Raw genomic sequence first — 16,142 nt, 5'->3', positions numbered from 1 at the left:
ATATCGAAAATTATAGTGTGGATAATATCTAACTGTATTAAGTTATCCACATGTTAATAATTTTTTCTAACTGTGTTCAATCCCCATAGTTGACTTTTATAGATAGGTCATGATAAGATTTATAAAGGTGTTTTCTGTGAAGATGAAAGTGATTCATCACATAAGTATTTCCTTGTGAGGAGGTGCAATACATTGAGACCTACATTCAAACCGAACGTTAGCAAACGTAAAAAAGTTCATGGTTTCCGGAAAAGAATGAGCACGAGCAACGGCCGTAAAATTCTGGCTGCACGTCGCCTTAAAGGCCGTAAAAACCTGAGTGCTTAATGCATTGAAGACCACCGAGGTGGTCTTTTTTTCTTAGCTCAAATTAGACTGGATGCTGGTACAGGTCAGGTCTGAATGGTCTGCGAAAAAGTTCTGAAAACACACGATGTATGTTGAGTGAGTTTTCCATTGTTTCGAAAACTTACCTTATATAATGATAAACGTTTATACGGTTTAATTAACCAAGTAACAATCATTCCAAATGAAGTTATCGCCAAGACGGTTTACCGTTATTTAAGAAAGCCTATACTAAATCAGTAATGAGGCCTCCGTCAATAACATTGGTGGAGAAGAGCAAGGAGAAGCGCCGTGTATAAAAGACTGCGTCTACGAAACCGGGCGGACTTTAGCCGTGTATACCGGTATGGGAAATCGTTTGCCAATCATCAATTCGTGGTGTATGGCTGTCGCCGTAAAGATACGGAACAATTTCGGGTTGGCGTATCATGCAGCAAGAAAATCGGAAACGCTGTCGTACGCAACCGGATGAGACGCATGATCAAGGAAATTGTTCGTCATCATGAGCATGAAATTGTCACGCAGATGGATCTGATTTTTATCGTCAGAAAAGGTGCACTGGACATGCCCTATAAGGAAATGGAAAAAAGCCTGCTACATGCGATGCGAAAGGGCTCTCTTTTGAAGTCGAGCAAGCGGTAAGCTTCGGTTTATTTGTCCTCCTAATTATGGTATGATTTACGGTGGAATGGAATGGTTAAGAGAGGGGTTATGAAGTGTCGCGATTGAAGACATCAAAAGGGAAGTGGATTCTCCTCATTGCAGTCATTGCAATGGTCACCGTACTAGCCGGTTGTACTCCACAAGGGACAGTTGGAGTCACCACGGAAGATCTAAAGAACAGTGAGTCGTTCTGGAAAAGTAATGTCGTTTATTGGTTTTCCTTAGCACTTGACGAATTTGCAAATTGGTTCAATGGTGAATACGGTCTCTCAGTTCTTCTAATGGTTTTAATTGTAAGAACATTAATCTTACCGTTAACTATGAAGCAGGTACGGAGTTCCAAGGCGATGCAGGCTATCCAGCCGCAACTGAAGGAGATCCAAGCCAAGTATAAAGATACACCTGAGAAGGTTCAGCAAGAAACAATGAAGTTGTTTCAGGAGAACAAAGTTAATCCGATGGCGGGTTGTCTGCCACTTCTGATCCAGATGCCGATTTACATTGCACTTTATAGTTCAATTAATGGAAACTCCAGTCTGAGAACACATGATTTCTTGTGGCTCCAGCTCGGATCACCCGATCACCTGTTTATTTTGCCAGTGCTGGCTGCCATCACAACATTCATTCAAACATGGATGATGATGCGTATGAACCCTGCACAGCAAGTGGGTCCGATGCAGTTTATGCTGTGGGTGTACCCGATTTTGATCTTCGTGATGTCTTATCAGTTCCCGTCAGCACTTCCGCTGTACTGGTTCTACAGTAACATCTACACGATCGTGCAAAACTATTTCCTTTACCGGAATAATGATAAAATCGTGGCTGAGGTCAACGTGAAGCAGAATAGCTCTTCCAAAAATGGAGCTAAACGCAAAAACGGTGGCAAAGCGACCGTATCTGGAAAAGGGTCGAAAGGGGCCAAAAAATCGAAATGACCAAAGTCATTACGTCAGGAAAAACCGTTGAAGATGCTGTAAACCAAGGATTGACCGAGCTTGGCGTAAGTCGGGACAAGGTCGAGATACAAGTGTTAGAGCAGCCGTCAAAAGGATTCCTGGGTTTGTTCGGGGTGAGGGCGGCCAAAGTTGAAGTGAAATTATTGCCTGTACCGGAAGTTGTTCCACAGCCGATCAAACCAGCTGCATACAAATCTGAAGTAGATGCATTACTCGAGGATGTTGCAGCTAAAAATCCCTATGAAGAAGCGGCTGCTTTCTTGAAAGAGGTCGCAGCAGGTATGGGACTGGATGTTGAAGTGCATATCAAAAAACAGCGGGATGGACATATCTTCAATATTGCCGGCGAAGATCTGGGCATGATTATTGGCAGACGTGGACAGACGCTGGATGCGCTTCAGTATCTAACGAACATTGTAGCGAACCGATATTCGGAAAGCTTCGTTCGAATTGTGCTCGACGCGGAGAATTTCCGTCAACGTCGGCGGAAGACACTGGAGGATCTGGCTGAACGGTTGGCTGGACAAGCAATCCGTACCGGTAAGGAAGTTGTACTGGAACCAATGCCTCCGCTCGAACGAAAAGTCATCCATGCAAAACTGCAAAATCACCCGCAGATTAAGACGTTAAGTAAGGGCGAGGAGCCTAATCGGCGTGTGGTTATTACGACGAAATAACACGAAATTGAAGACGCAATGGCTTCCTGCCCGGTGCAGAAGCCATTGCTTTTTTCGTACAGAAGCAATTTGATAAGGTGCGTAGAACAAGTAAAGAGTGAACTTAATACGATAAGCAGCATGTCATATTTTATATCATTAATAGATTTGAAAATGGATATGGCGCCCCCCAGAGGGACGGCAATTTAAAATAGAGCAAGGAGAGATAACTATGATCAGTGATACGATCACAGCGATATCAACGGCTGTCGGAGAGGCGGGTATTGCCGTGATCCGGGTCAGCGGCCCGGAAGCAGTGTCGGAGACGGAAAAGATTTTTCGCAGCAAAACCCCTTTAACTCAGGCAGCATCTCACACGGTTCATTATGGTCATATCATAGATCCCGTTAATGGGGAAAAGATTGAGGAAGTATTGGTTACGGTCATGCGAGCACCACGCTCGTTCACAACAGAAGATGTGGTGGAGATCAGTGCGCATGGCGGTGTAGTGTCTGTTAAACGGGTCATGGACCTGTTGTTGCAGCTTGATATTCGTCTGGCTGAACCCGGTGAGTTCACGAAGCGTGCTTTCCTTAATGGGCGGATTGACCTGTCTCAGGCGGAAGGTGTCATGGATCTTATTCGTTCCAAGTCGGACCGAGCTTTCTCGGTTGCGCTGAAACAGGTTGAAGGCAAGCTGTCCTCCAAATTGCGTGATCTACGATATACACTGGTGGAAACACTGGCACATATTGAAGTGAATATCGATTATCCCGAGCATGATGTGGAATCGTTAACGTCTGATTTTATTAAAGAAAAGTCCAGTCAGGTTATGACTGAAATTGATAAATTGCTGACTACAGCAGAGCAAGGAAAGATCCTGCGAGAAGGTATCACGACGGCTATCGTTGGACGACCTAACGTAGGTAAATCCTCATTGATGAACACACTCGCTCAAGATAATCGGGCTATCGTCACGGACATTCCAGGAACAACTCGTGATGTGATCGAGGAGTTCATTACGATCAATAATATCCCGCTCAAGTTGCTTGATACGGCAGGAATACGGGAAACGATGGACGTTGTAGAGAAGATCGGGGTAGAACGCTCTCGCTCTGCGGTAAGTGAAGCCGATCTGATCTTGATGGTTGTGAATGCTGCGGAGCCACTTCATCCCGATGAGATTGAATTATTGGAACAAATCCGCGGTAGACAATCGATAATCATTATGAATAAAATGGACTTAACGCCACAGGTAGAACGTGACGTGCTGCTTCGTTACATTCCGGAAGAACGGCTTGTACCGATGTCGGTGAAAGATGATCTGGGTGTGGATCGACTGGAAGATGCCATCTCTACGCTATTCTTCAGTGGTAAACTGGAGTCCGCAGATCTGACCTATGTCAGTAATGTGCGTCATATTGCTTTGCTCAAAAAAGCGAAGCAGTCTCTGGTTGATGCCTATGAAGCAGCAGAGCAGTTCATTCCGATCGATATGATACAGATTGATGTTCGTTTGGCGTGGGAGCATTTGGGCGAGATTGTTGGAGATACAGCACATGATGCATTAATTGATCAGATTTTCTCCCAGTTCTGTCTAGGAAAGTAAAAATAATATACTGCCGATTGAGTTAAATCGTAGTGTATGATGGAGAGGTACAATTTCTGCCTGTTGTCAAAGGATAGAATGATATTGTAGCCATTACGTGTTGGTTTCATATAGATAGGAATGCAAGTTCCGATGAACGGTTAGAAGTAGTTTCATTATTGTAGAACATGATCCGTCTGCGTGAGTTACACCAAATGCAGCGGAATAAGGAGGTAAACGGGAATGGCTTTTGATGGCGGCAGTTATGATGTAATCGTCGTTGGTGCAGGGCATGCTGGTGTGGAATCCGCGCTGGCCGCAGCTCGTATGGGGTCCAAAACACTAATGATTACGATCAATCTGGATATGGTGGCTTTTATGCCTTGTAACCCATCTATTGGGGGACCGGCTAAAGGACATGTTGTCCGTGAGATTGATGCACTTGGTGGAGAAATGGGACGGAATATCGATAAAACCTTTATTCAGATGCGGATGCTTAACACGGGTAAAGGGCCTGCTGTTCACGCGCTTCGTGCTCAGGCAGATAAATTCTCCTACCAGCATAAAATGAAGGAAACAATGGAGAATGAACGTAATCTGACGATGCGTCAGGGTATGGTTGATTCACTGATCGTTGAAGACGGAAAATGTGTAGGCGTTGTGACTCAGACCGGAACAGAGTATCGGGCCAAAGCGGTCGTTCTGACAACAGGCACATACTTGCGCGGTAAAGTGATCATGGGTGAGTTGATGTATGAGAGTGGACCGAACAATCAACAACCCTCTCTTAAATTGTCAGAGAATCTGCGTGAACTGGGCTTTGATCTGGTTCGTTTCAAAACGGGTACACCACCACGTGTGCATAAGGATACGATTGATTTTAGCAAAACCGAAATTCAGCCTGGCGATGACAAGCCGAAGTTCTTTTCCTATGAAACAGAATCTTCCGATAATGAGCAGTTGCCTTGCTGGTTGACGTATACATCTGTGGATACACATCAGATTATTAATGATAATCTGCATCGTGCTCCGATGTTCTCGGGTCTTATTGAAGGAACCGGACCACGTTATTGCCCTTCCATTGAAGATAAAATTGTTCGTTTCAGCGACAAGCCGAAACATCAGATATTCCTTGAGCCGGAAGGCAAGAACACATCCGAGTATTACGTACAGGGGTTGTCTACGAGTATGCCAGAAGACGTCCAACTGGCTATGCTGCGTTCAATTCCAGGTATGGAAAAAGTGGAAATGATGCGTAATGGTTATGCGATTGAATACGATGCGATAGTGCCTACACAATTGTGGCCTTCACTGGAAACTAAACGTCTACCAGGTCTGTTTACGGCGGGTCAGATTAATGGTACCTCCGGTTATGAAGAAGCAGCAGGACAAGGTGTTATGGCTGGAATCAACGCTGCACTCAAAGTACAGGGGAAAGAGCCGGTAATACTGGATCGTTCCCAAGGTTATATTGGCGTGCTGATTGATGATCTGGTGACAAAGGGTACAAATGAACCGTATCGTCTGTTGACTTCACGCGCTGAGTATCGTCTGTTGCTTCGCCATGATAATGCAGATATGCGTTTGACGGAAATCGGACATGACATTGGCCTGATCCCTGAAGAGCGTTATGCGAAATTCCTGGATAAAAAGGCGAAAGTCGAGCAGGAAGTTGCACGTCTGAAAGTGGCTAAAGCTCGCCCAGTTGAAGTAAATGCCAAGCTGGAAGAGTACGGATCTACACCTATTCAGGATGGCAGTACGTTGCTTACCTTGCTGCGCCGCCCGGAGCTGGGGTATGAACTGATTGAACAGCTCTCACCATCTGAGGTAGAACTGACAGCAGATATGAAAGAACAAGTGGAAATACAAATTAAATATGCGGGTTATATTGAGAAACAATTGATCCACGTGGAACGTTTGCAAAAGATGGAGAAAAAGAAAATTCCGGACACCATCGTATATGATGAGATTCATGGTCTTGCTATGGAAGCCAAACAGAAGCTCGCTACGATCCGTCCAATCTCGATTGGTCAGGCTTCTCGTATTGCTGGAGTTACTCCTGCCGACATCTCCATTCTGCTGGTCTACCTGGAGCATTATAACCGTGTAACCGCAGCAAGGGGACAATAATGGACGATATTCAACAGCAACTGCAGCGGCGGTTAAAGAAACATGGATTAGAGCTGGGCGAACTCCAGTTGGAGCAATTCGAACTGTATTATCAGGAACTGGTATCCTGGAATGAAAAGATGAATCTGACGGGCATAACGGATCGGGAGCAAGTGTATACCAAGCATTTCTATGATTCGGTATCGCTGGCCTTTTATACAGACATGACCAAAGTGAATAAGCTTGCTGACATTGGATCTGGAGCGGGTTTTCCTGGATTGCCACTGAAAATCTGTTTCCCGCACATTAAGCTGACGATCATTGATTCATTAAATAAACGGATTGGCTTCCTACAGCATGTGGTAGATATCCTTGGCCTGACAGACGTGGAGTTGGTCCATGGACGTGCTGAAGAGATTGCACGCAAAGAAGGGTATCGTGACAGCTACGATCTCGTTACGGCGCGTGCAGTAGCCAAGCTGGCTGTGCTGAATGAATTCTGTCTTCCTTTTGTTCGTAAAAGTGGAATATTCGCTGCCATGAAGGGCGGAGACCCGCGTGAAGAAATGAAGGAAGCGGAGTTCAGCTTCAATCAGCTGAAAGGAAGGGTTAAGGCCGTTCATCCTTTCCAGCTGCCGGTTGAAGAATCAGAGCGTCATATCATTCTGATTCAGAAATTTGATAAGACACCATATAAGTATCCGCGCAAACCAGGCACTCCAATGAAGACTCCGCTGATATAGCTGTGTGATGGTTTTGAAGTGAGTCAAAACAAAATAGAATTTTAGACATAGATAAAGAGGATGTTTCACGTGAAACATTCTCTTTTTTTTGTTTTCTGAAATGGAGGACTCGATCAACATCGCGGACACTCCGTATTACATATCTCTTAAAGAACCTGTAATGATGAATTTCACGCACAGTAGCTCATGAACAATTTCATTAATTGAATGTGTGCAAGTCGTCATATTTCCAATATTCACAAAGAAAAAGCAGGAAAATTAGCAGAGTTTAAAGAATAGGTAAGCATAGGATTATGATAGAAAAGATGATAGAATAGAAGTATCCGATCCTGGGTCACAGCGATCATAGATTATATGTATAGATAGATGGATATGCGTTCGATGTTGCATGACAGAAAGCGTTATGAAAGGCAAAACTTATTCCAAGAACGATGCATGTGAAAGGTCGCTTATTGAATAAGAAGCACCTGCAAAGACTGTGGGAGCTATTACGAAACTAGGTGGTAATCTGCGGAATGAAAGAACAATTTTCGAAGTTGTTTGGTTTGGCGGAGCGCAATAACGGAGATGAGATCAAACAGATTCCGGTTAATGAAATTGTGAGCAGCCCATATCAACCCCGTACTATTTTTGATGATGATAAAATTGATGAGTTGTTGCAGACGATCAAAACACATGGTGTAATTCAGCCTATTGTCGTTCGCGTGCGAAATGGATCATATGAGATTATTGCCGGGGAACGTCGCTGGCGTGCAGTCCGAAAATTGGGTTTGGATACGATTCCGGCTATTGTGCGTGAATTCAACGACTCTCAGGCCGCATCCATTGCACTGATTGAGAACTTGCAGCGTGAAGGATTGACCTCAATTGAGGAAGCTGTCGCTTATCAGAAGCTGATCGACTTGCATCAATTGACACAGGAAAGTCTGGCACAACGACTCGGCAAAAGCCAGTCAACCATCGCGAACAAAATTCGTTTGTTACAGCTTCCGGACGGCATTAAGGCCGCATTGATGGAACGCAAAATTTCTGAACGGCATGCAAGAGCATTACTTTCTCTGGATACGGAAGAACTGCAGATGAAGTTGCTCGGTGAGATTATCGAAAAAGAATTGAATGTGAAACAGACAGAGGCACGTGTTGCCTTCTACAAGGAATCTTCCAAGATTAAAAAATCTAGACGTGTTTCCTTTACCAAGGATGTAAGGCTCGCACTTAATACAATTCGCCAATCCATTGATATGGTAACTGGCTCTGGTCTGGACATCAAAACCAAAGAAGCAGACCATGAGGATCATTATGAGATCGTTATCCATATTCCAAAACGCAAATAATTGAAGCTTATGGCGGCAAAAGGCCGCTTTTTATGTCTATAAAGCAAGTTAGGTCTGACATGTTTAAAGAACGGTCGGTATATTGATGGAACGGTAGTTGTTGTTTGTGTGGACGATAGCCGCCTGCTTTTTGTTAACAATATCTCACAACCTACAGAAAAGACTCCTATTTTATTTGAGGTGAAGTAATTGTCTAAGATTATGGCCGTAGCAAATCAAAAGGGCGGTGTGGGGAAAACGACGACATCTGTTAACTTGGGTGCAGGACTAGCTTCACTCGGGAAAAGAGTATTGCTTGTCGATATTGACCCTCAGGGGAATACAACCAGCGGAGTCGGAATCAATAAAGCAGATGTGGCTAATTGTATATATGATGTCATTATTAATGAGGTTCCTCCTCAAGAAGCAATTTTGGAGACTCAGATTGAAGGCCTTCATATCATACCTGCAACGATTCAGCTTGCCGGAGCCGAGATCGAATTGGTGTCCACGATATCACGGGAAGTTCGCCTGAAAAAATCACTCGCCATGGTGAAAAAAAACTATGATTACATACTGATCGATTGTCCACCATCTCTTGGTATGTTAACGATCAATTCGTTGACTGCTTCCGATTCGGTGATTATTCCGATTCAGTGTGAGTATTATGCACTTGAAGGATTAAGTCAGTTGCTCAATACAGTTCGTCTGGTACAGAAACATCTGAATACATCCCTGCAGATTGAAGGGGTATTGCTGACGATGTTTGATGCGCGGACCAATCTGGGGATTCAGGTTATTGAAGAAGTGAAAAAGTATTTTCAACAAAAAGTATATCAAACGATTATTCCGCGTAACGTACGGCTTAGTGAAGCACCATCTCATGGTCAATCCATTATTACGTATGACCCTCGTTCAAGAGGGGCGGAAGTGTATTTAGAGCTCGCAAAGGAAGTGATTTCTTATGAGTAAGCGGCTTGGAAAAGGTCTTGATGCCCTCATTCCTTCGCTTTCAATTAATGACGATGATAAAGTCGTAGAAATCCCGATTAGTCAACTGCGGGCTAACCCCTATCAACCACGTAAAGTATTTGATGAGGGCGCAATACATGAACTGGCTGAGTCCATTCGTCAGCATGGTGTCATACAACCCATTATTGTTCGTCCTGTATTACGAGGTTATGAGATTATCGCCGGAGAACGACGGTTCAGAGCTTCGCAATATTGTGGTAATGCCACGGTACCGGCTGTAGTCCGCAACTTCAGTGATCAGCAGGTAATGGAGATTGCATTGATCGAGAACCTGCAACGGGAGAATCTGAACGCCATGGAAGTTGCAGTTGCTTATCAGGGGTTAATGGATCAATTCGCGTTGACTCAGGAAGAGTTGTCTGTAAAAGTAGGTAAATCACGTTCTCACATTGCTAACTTCTTGCGTCTGTTATCATTACCCGAAGAAGTAAAAGACCATGTTTCACGTGGAACATTATCTATGGGACATGCACGTGCGATCGTGGGTGTGAAGGACGAGGTTATGGTGAAGCAACTTGCGAAACAGACCATTGATCAGCAATGGAGTGTACGTGAGTTGGAGGAAGCTGTTCAACAACTGGATCGCTCCAAAACAGGTGAGTCTAAAGCCAAATCGAAGTTGAAAAAGAAAGATCCATTCATTGATACATTGGAAGAATCTCTTCGTGAACGTTTCAAAACCACAGTGAAAATTAAGCACAATAAAGATAAAGGTAAAATTGAGCTCAACTACTACAGCCAACAGGATCTGGAACGGCTATTGGAATTGTTACAATAACAGTCGGGTCTATGATTCATTAACAACATGCGGGGCTTACTCATGTCATGACATATCGCCTCTGTACCATGGAGAAACGATATGTCATTCTTTGTTTATAGGGTTATATGTGCAGTATGTGCAGGCGAATTATTAATTTATGGGACAGAGGTGGTTGTGAGGTGGAGGGAGTTATCTATCTAGATCATGCAGCAACATCTTGGCCCAAACCACCTGCTGTCGGTGATGCGATGTTGAGTGCATTGGAGATTGCCGGAGCTAATCCTGGCAGAGGAAGTCACCGTATGGCTGTTCAGGCAAGTCGTGTATTGTTCGAGGCGAGAAAATCCATATCCAATATCTTTGGAATCAAAAATGCGAATGATATTGCATTCGGATCAAATACGACAGAAGCGCTAAATCTAGCTATTCAAGGCTCGCTCAGAGAGGGCGACCATGTGATTGCCACCATGGCTGAACATAACTCAGTCAGACGACCACTAGAGTATATGCGCAGACTCCGAAATGTGGAGATTGATTATGTACCTGTTAATGCTTCGGGAGCCATTGATCTGATGCAAATGGAACGTATGTTTCGTTCCAATACCAGATTGGTGGTATGTACACATAGTTCGAATCTGCTTGGCAGTATTCTTCCTATTGGAGAAATTTCGCTCCTATGTCGTAAACATCAGGCGATCTTATTGGTAGATGCAGCTCAGAGTGCTGGGGTTATACCTGTGAATGTACAACAATTGGGCATGGATATGTTGGCTTTTCCAGGGCATAAAGGACTGCTTGGTCCTCAGGGTACAGGGGGCTTGTACATTGCTCCAGAGCTCGATATAGAGCCTTTACTTCATGGAGGAACAGGAAGTCAGTCAGAAGCTCTGGAGCAGCCAAAGGTGCGTCCTGATCGGTATGAAGCGGGGACGCCGAATACAGTCGGGATCGCAGGGCTGAATGCGGGTGTGAAACATGTACTTGAGATGACACCCGCGTTCATCTACCAACATGAGTGGGAACTGACCCAACATATAATGGATGGGCTGTCATCCGTTAAGGGTATACGAATGCTTGGTCCAGAGATTGGACAGCCACGCACTGGATTAGTATCTTTTACTGTAGATGGGTATGATTCAGCACAACTGGCCTTCCGTTTAGATCGGAATTATGGGATTGCGGTTCGCTCCGGTTTTCATTGCACACCGCTTGCACACGAATCTGCTGGTACAACCGCTACCGGAGCAGTAAGGGCCAGTGTGGGGTACAATTCAACTAGAGAACATGTGGAAGCACTCGTTAAGGCAGTGTTGGAATTGACTGGGGCAGACTAGATTAGAGTTGAAATGATGAACTCATTTGATATAGGGTTGCTTGATTAAGCTTATGGATATCGGGTTGATTTATAATGAATGATAATATTACAGGACAGACGTTAATCTGATCAAAAATATAGAGGGGTAGTTGCAATTACATGGCTGAATTAAACGAGCTGATTCTGGAACAGCTGTTATGGATTATTGGCGGAATGGCATTACTTACGGTGATCTTGCTGATTGTGAGTATTGTTCAAGGGGCAAAGTTACGAAAGTTTAAACGTAAATATGAAGCCATGATGGCTGGCAGTGGAGTAGAGGACCTGGAATCGTTGCTGGTTAATCTGAAAATTCAGATGGACAGCATTGAGGATGAACACAAACTGCAAACGAATCAGCTGCAAGTTGTCATGCAAAAGCTGACCCGCATTCAAGGTAAAGTTGGCGTGAAAAGGTACAATGCATATGGAGAGCGTGGCAGTGATCTGAGCTTCTCAATGGCCATGATTAACGATAGCCAGGATGGCATGATCCTTACGGGGATATATAACCGTGACGGTTCTTACGTATATGCCAAACCTCTTAAAGGGGGAGAGTCCACGTATACTCTGTCCCCAGAGGAAAAGGAAGCTATTACTCTGGCACAGCAAGCAGAGTAGAACGTGTATGCCATTCCCGGATGGCCGAGTACAGACTGCTGGATATAATCTCGGACATGCGCATAACAAGACTGAGCCGTGTGTTCTGTAGAACAAAGTATTCCATAAAGCCGCCGACGTTAACGATACCTGTCAGATGGATATCGCCGACCGGCGGTAATTCTTTATTTACCCCCGCACCCGGCTTGAGTGGACCATTCACAACTTGAATGCATCCCACACTGGATGATTGTCCAAGACAGGCGTCAATGCCAATCACATAAGGGTTATGGTGTGTTTTCTGTATATTATGGAGTGTATCTTGCAGGTTCATCGCATGGACTGGTTCATCCAAGGTACCATATAGATGGAATAAAGGGCTGTCCCACTTGGAAAGGGCTGATCCGACCAGAGGACCAAGGCAGTCGCCTGTTGAGCGATCTGTGCCGATGCAGACAATCACTACATTTTGCAGAGAATGGGCTTTATAGAGATGGAACATTAAACGATGGGTAATGGCCGAGTGAATACCTGGATCGGTATGGGGGATTTTCAAACTGGTCATGTCTTGTGATGAAAAGGAACGCGAAGTAGGATTCATAGGATCTATCCTTTCCCTTGGAATAGTAGTAACAGTATATGGAAAGGTAGAGCGTTTTATACTTCACGAGGACAAGCTTTTTCTCTAGGGTTGGACGTATGGCGAAAGGAGCCGGACATGGACGAATGGATTAACGATTGGATGCTGATTGCATTTGATTCAACCCAGCAGGCACTGCGTGCTGAAATGCTGCTGGAGTTTGCCGAGATAGAGATTGATTTGTTCCCTACACCAAAAGAAATTACAGCAGGGTGTGCGTTATGTATCCAGTTTCCAAAGGAGGATCTGGAGCGAGTGCAAAAGATCATTCTTAACGAGTTCGTAGAGATTCGAGGCCTCTATTTCAAAACAGAAGACAGCTATGATAACATACCGATGTAGAGGAGGAATGATGAATGTTGTCATTTCAGTTTGCTCAAGGGGATGATGGCGGCGGTGCGGTAGCGGCCGTCGGTGAAGCCCTTCGATGGACGGATAAAGTATGGAACAAAATTGCAGATCCAGAAATGTGGCTTAATATTATGTTCAGCTCAATCCGGATCATCATTATTTTTATCATCACCCGTATTGTCATAAAGGTCGTATATCGAATTATAGATCGTTCCATGGAACGCAAGCAGGAAGGCAAGATTCGCGTGAATCCGCGCAGATTCGTAACTGTAGGGGAACTGTTGAAAAATGCGACCTCCATAACATGTAATTTTATTATGATTCTGCTACTGTTATCTGAGATCAATATCCAAGTTGGGCCGCTACTGGCGAGTGCCGGTGTGCTCGGGCTTGCCATTGGTTTCGGTGCACAGGGTTTGGTCAAGGATGTTATTACGGGTTTCTTCATTATATTGGAGGATCAATTCGCTGTGGGGGATGTTATTCAGACGGGAACCTACAAGGGAACGGTTGAAGTGATCGGACTTAGAACAACGAAACTGGTCAGCTGGCAAGGTGAAGTGCACATTATCCCAAACGGGGCGATTGCAAGTGTAACGAACTACTCCATGTCGAATTCGCTGGCTGTAGTGGATATTCCGATGAAGGCGGACTTGAGTCTCGATGAGTCTGTACATCTGGTGAAAAAGTCTTTGGTCGGGATTGAAGAGCGTGACCTAAATATTGTGAAGGTGCCGGATGTGCTCGGTATACAGTCAATGTCTACATCTGAGTATGTGGTGCGAATTGTGGCTGAATGTATGCCTAACTCTCGTGCTTCGGTGGAACGTCAGATTCAGGGCGATGTGAAAAAAACGCTGGAGTATCATGAGATGAGCAATCAAGCCGTATTGGAACAGGCAGTAGCTTTGGAGAAAGATGAGGGGGATGGCACAGGTGGAGCGTAAAAGTTTCCAGCTTGGGGATATCGTGCAGATGAAGAAGCAGCATCCCTGTGGCAGCAATGAGATGGAGATCATTCGTATGGGTATGGATATTCGGATTAAGTGTGTCGGATGTAAACACAGCGTGTTGATTCCAAGAGCGAAATTCGAGAAAAACATGAAGAAGGTACTGCGTTCAGCCGAAGATTCCACTGAATCCTGAGCTTGCAATAATTCGGTATGCAGTATGCATAATAACGTTTACATGCAGGCTCCGTAGGAGTATTGCGTTCTGTAAATGATCATGCTATAATCAATATTGCTGCGGAAAGGTACCCAAGAGGCCCAAGGGGGCTGACTCGAAATCAGTTAGGCGTGTCACAGCGTGCGTGGGTTCGAATCCCACCCTTTCCGCCACTTCAATTGTAACTTACTCAATACACATTGAGTTTAATAAAAAGATCGATAAGAAGACTTTCCATTAGGAAAGTCTTTTTTTTGTATAACGTTTTATTGAATATGTATTGAACATGTATCCATATCAGATGCATCATTAATGACTCGAACGAAAAACAAAGAGCCCCGAAGGGCTCTTTATCCGGCGGTGCATTTGTTTGTTAGGAAACAATCGGTCGTAACAATCAGACACTTGGTGTACTGCACGTAGCAATACGCGTGCTTCAGACGAAGGGCCTTACTACACATAACCACTTGCTTCTTAAATTACGTGATGAATCTCCAACAGCGAATGATCGGCTTCGTTGTCCAACGGAACCACACCTCTCTCGTGCACCGCCTGATTGTATTATGTGCTTTATTCCGTTTTATATACATGGATCGTAAAAAAAGTATTGCGATTAATGGACGCGGGCTTTGGTCAGCTTCTTCCACTTGCGATTATGATTGCTTGTTTCGGGAAAAGCTTCACCTTTTTGCAGCGTTACCCGCTTAGGGTTCTGAATTTCCGTGACAAAGCTTTTTTCCCCAACTTCCGTATACTCTCCATCGTTTGGGGCTTTGTCTCCTGGTTCAAACTCGGTTTTTTCACCCATGATAAAACCTCCTCTGCAGATTATGTTACTTTGTTGCTTCTGTAGTGTGCTCCATAGCCGGGCTGATCATGTGCCAATATGTACAGGGAACGTTTGCTTGCACTTTGACTCGGTATTTGTTATATTAATATAGTTCGAGTTTGTGCTCGTTCCTTGCTCTCAACCTAGATTGAGGGCCAGAGTCCATAAGGAGGTGAAAATTATGCGCAAATATGAAGTGATGTACATTATTCGTCCTGACATTGAGCAAGAAGTTGTTCAAGCTACAGTCGATAAATTCCAAGGCATCATCTCCAACGGCGGTGGTGAAGTTACAGCTCACGACGTTATGGGTAAACGCCGTCTTGCGTATGAGATCAAGAAATTCCGTGATGGTTTTTATGTTCTGGTACATTTCACTGCTGAACCAGCAGTTGTAACTGAACTTGAGCGTCTCATGAAGATTTCTGACGAAGTAATTCGTTATCTCATTACCAACGACGTTAAGTCTGCTTAAGACTACTCGTGATTAACGCACCAATACGCTCTGAAGGAGGGGATTACATTGTTGAACCGTGTCATTCTGATCGGACGGTTAACCCGGGATCCTGAGTTGCGTTACACTCCAGCAGGAGTGGCAGTTACGCAATTTACTTTGGCAGTGGACAGACCGTTTACAAGCCAAGGGGGAGAAAAGGAAGCCGATTTCATTCCGGTCGTAACCTGGAGACAGCTTGCCGAGACCTGTGCGAACTACTTGCGCAAAGGACGCCTGGCTGCAGTCGAAGGACGCATTCAAGTACGGAACTACGAGAATAACGAAGGAAAACGTGTATACGTGACCGAAGTCATTGCCGATAATGTCCGTTTCTTGGAGTCAGCTAACCGTGATAATAGCGGTGGCGGCGGTGGGCAACCAATGCGTGAAGAGCCTTCTTATGGAGGCGGCGGACGCGCGAACAATAACAATAATTCGCGTAGCAACAATCAGGATCCTTTTTCCGATGACGGAAAACCGATTGATATATCGGATGATGATTTGCCATTTTAACATGAACTGATACTCTTAGGAGAT

At 44.6% G+C, this 16,142-nt stretch carries 19 protein-coding genes and 1 tRNA gene; 18 read left to right on the top strand and 2 right to left on the bottom strand.

The genetic code is table 11. The features are described from left to right. The first annotated feature begins 192 nt into the window (after positions 1 to 192). The 12 genes from rpmH (at position 193) to BS614_RS02945 (ending at position 12,143) form a co-directional block, all read left to right on the top strand. The gene (rpmH, locus tag BS614_RS03000) at positions 193 to 327 is read left to right on the top strand and encodes a 50S ribosomal protein L34 (protein WP_017691413.1); all 135 of its coding nucleotides are present in this window, start codon (positions 193 to 195) and stop codon (positions 325 to 327) included. A gap of 309 nt (positions 328 to 636) precedes the next feature. Beyond that, the gene (gene rnpA, locus BS614_RS02995) at positions 637 to 987 is read left to right on the top strand and encodes a ribonuclease P protein component (protein ID WP_036611981.1); all 351 of its coding nucleotides are present in this window, start codon (positions 637 to 639) and stop codon (positions 985 to 987) included. A gap of 74 nt (positions 988 to 1,061) precedes the next feature. Then, entirely contained in the window at positions 1,062 to 1,943 is an 882-nt protein-coding gene (locus tag BS614_RS02990; RefSeq protein ID WP_074092900.1) for a YidC/Oxa1 family membrane protein insertase, read from the top strand. Next, a complete protein-coding gene (gene jag / locus BS614_RS02985) occupies positions 1,940 to 2,641 on the top strand; it encodes an RNA-binding cell elongation regulator Jag/EloR (RefSeq protein WP_036611977.1) in 702 nt (233 codons plus the stop codon). The genes BS614_RS02990 and jag overlap by 4 nt, the downstream gene beginning before the upstream one ends. Before the next feature lie 211 nt (positions 2,642 to 2,852). Beyond that, positions 2,853 to 4,229, top strand: coding sequence for a tRNA uridine-5-carboxymethylaminomethyl(34) synthesis GTPase MnmE (gene mnmE / locus BS614_RS02980; RefSeq protein ID WP_036671881.1), 1,377 nt, complete (start codon positions 2,853 to 2,855; stop codon positions 4,227 to 4,229). A 222-nt stretch (positions 4,230 to 4,451) separates the two neighbouring features. Beyond that, positions 4,452 to 6,341, top strand: a complete 1,890-nt coding sequence (gene mnmG / locus BS614_RS02975; protein WP_074092899.1) for a tRNA uridine-5-carboxymethylaminomethyl(34) synthesis enzyme MnmG — start codon at positions 4,452 to 4,454, stop codon at positions 6,339 to 6,341. Then, positions 6,341 to 7,063: a 16S rRNA (guanine(527)-N(7))-methyltransferase RsmG gene (gene rsmG, locus BS614_RS02970; protein WP_074092898.1), complete on the top strand. Its 723-nt coding sequence runs from the start codon at positions 6,341 to 6,343 to the stop codon at positions 7,061 to 7,063. The genes mnmG and rsmG overlap by 1 nt, the downstream gene beginning before the upstream one ends. A 515-nt stretch (positions 7,064 to 7,578) precedes the next feature. Beyond that, complete coding sequence (gene noc, locus BS614_RS02965; protein ID WP_036611968.1) at positions 7,579 to 8,397, top strand: nucleoid occlusion protein; 819 nt, start codon at positions 7,579 to 7,581, stop codon at positions 8,395 to 8,397. 189 nt (positions 8,398 to 8,586) lie between these two features. Continuing rightward, entirely contained in the window at positions 8,587 to 9,348 is a 762-nt protein-coding gene (locus BS614_RS02960) for a ParA family protein (RefSeq protein ID WP_036611966.1), read from the top strand. Continuing rightward, positions 9,341 to 10,186 (top strand): ParB/RepB/Spo0J family partition protein, encoded by an 846-nt coding sequence (locus tag BS614_RS02955; protein ID WP_074092897.1) that lies wholly within the window; start codon positions 9,341 to 9,343, stop codon positions 10,184 to 10,186. Before BS614_RS02960 ends, BS614_RS02955 begins: the two co-directional genes overlap by 8 nt. Before the next feature lie 161 nt (positions 10,187 to 10,347). After that, positions 10,348 to 11,502, top strand: a complete 1,155-nt coding sequence (locus BS614_RS02950) for an aminotransferase class V-fold PLP-dependent enzyme (RefSeq protein WP_074092896.1) — start codon at positions 10,348 to 10,350, stop codon at positions 11,500 to 11,502. A gap of 140 nt (positions 11,503 to 11,642) precedes the next feature. Then, positions 11,643 to 12,143, top strand: a complete 501-nt coding sequence (locus BS614_RS02945) for a DUF4446 family protein (RefSeq protein ID WP_036611960.1) — start codon at positions 11,643 to 11,645, stop codon at positions 12,141 to 12,143. Here the strand turns inward: BS614_RS02945 and yyaC are convergent. Further along, a complete protein-coding gene (gene yyaC, locus BS614_RS02940) occupies positions 12,118 to 12,723 on the bottom strand; it encodes a spore protease YyaC (RefSeq protein WP_036611957.1) in 606 nt (201 codons plus the stop codon). The genes BS614_RS02945 and yyaC overlap by 26 nt on opposite strands. Positions 12,724 to 12,840: 117 nt before the next feature. Here yyaC and BS614_RS02935 point away from each other — a divergent pair, with 117 nt between their 5' ends. From BS614_RS02935 to BS614_RS02920, 4 genes are all read left to right on the top strand, one after another. Beyond that, positions 12,841 to 13,104 carry a putative Se/S carrier protein gene (locus tag BS614_RS02935; protein WP_210436962.1) on the top strand — a complete coding sequence of 88 codons (264 nt, stop codon included), beginning with the start codon at positions 12,841 to 12,843 and terminating at the stop codon, positions 13,102 to 13,104. A 14-nt stretch (positions 13,105 to 13,118) separates the two neighbouring features. After that, positions 13,119 to 14,060 carry a mechanosensitive ion channel family protein gene (locus BS614_RS02930; RefSeq protein WP_157116008.1) on the top strand — a complete coding sequence of 314 codons (942 nt, stop codon included), beginning with the start codon at positions 13,119 to 13,121 and terminating at the stop codon, positions 14,058 to 14,060. Then, the gene (locus tag BS614_RS02925) at positions 14,050 to 14,259 is read left to right on the top strand and encodes a DUF951 domain-containing protein (RefSeq protein WP_036611950.1); all 210 of its coding nucleotides are present in this window, start codon (positions 14,050 to 14,052) and stop codon (positions 14,257 to 14,259) included. The genes BS614_RS02930 and BS614_RS02925 overlap by 11 nt, the downstream gene beginning before the upstream one ends. Before the next feature lie 103 nt (positions 14,260 to 14,362). Then, positions 14,363 to 14,453: transfer RNA gene (locus tag BS614_RS02920), tRNA-Ser, on the top strand. Positions 14,454 to 14,893: 440 nt separating this feature from the next. On the opposite strand, the gene BS614_RS02915 is transcribed toward BS614_RS02920, so the two are convergent. After that, on the bottom strand, positions 14,894 to 15,088 hold the full coding sequence (locus tag BS614_RS02915; protein ID WP_036671877.1) for a YjzC family protein: 195 nt from the start codon (positions 15,086 to 15,088) through the stop codon (positions 14,894 to 14,896). 202 nt (positions 15,089 to 15,290) lie between these two features. On the opposite strand from BS614_RS02915, the gene rpsF reads away from it, so the two are divergent. Then, positions 15,291 to 15,584, top strand: a complete 294-nt coding sequence (rpsF, locus tag BS614_RS02910; RefSeq protein WP_036611944.1) for a 30S ribosomal protein S6 — start codon at positions 15,291 to 15,293, stop codon at positions 15,582 to 15,584. Positions 15,585 to 15,632: 48 nt separating this feature from the next. Next, the gene (ssb, locus tag BS614_RS02905; protein WP_017691432.1) at positions 15,633 to 16,118 is read left to right on the top strand and encodes a single-stranded DNA-binding protein; all 486 of its coding nucleotides are present in this window, start codon (positions 15,633 to 15,635) and stop codon (positions 16,116 to 16,118) included. Positions 16,119 to 16,142: the final 24 nt, after the last annotated feature.

The organism is Paenibacillus xylanexedens (assembly GCF_001908275.1).
Lineage (GTDB): Bacteria > Bacillota > Bacilli > Paenibacillales > Paenibacillaceae > Paenibacillus > Paenibacillus xylanexedens_A.
Note: the sequence above shows the minus strand (reverse complement) of the source record. Positions and strands in the feature narration are given on the sequence as shown.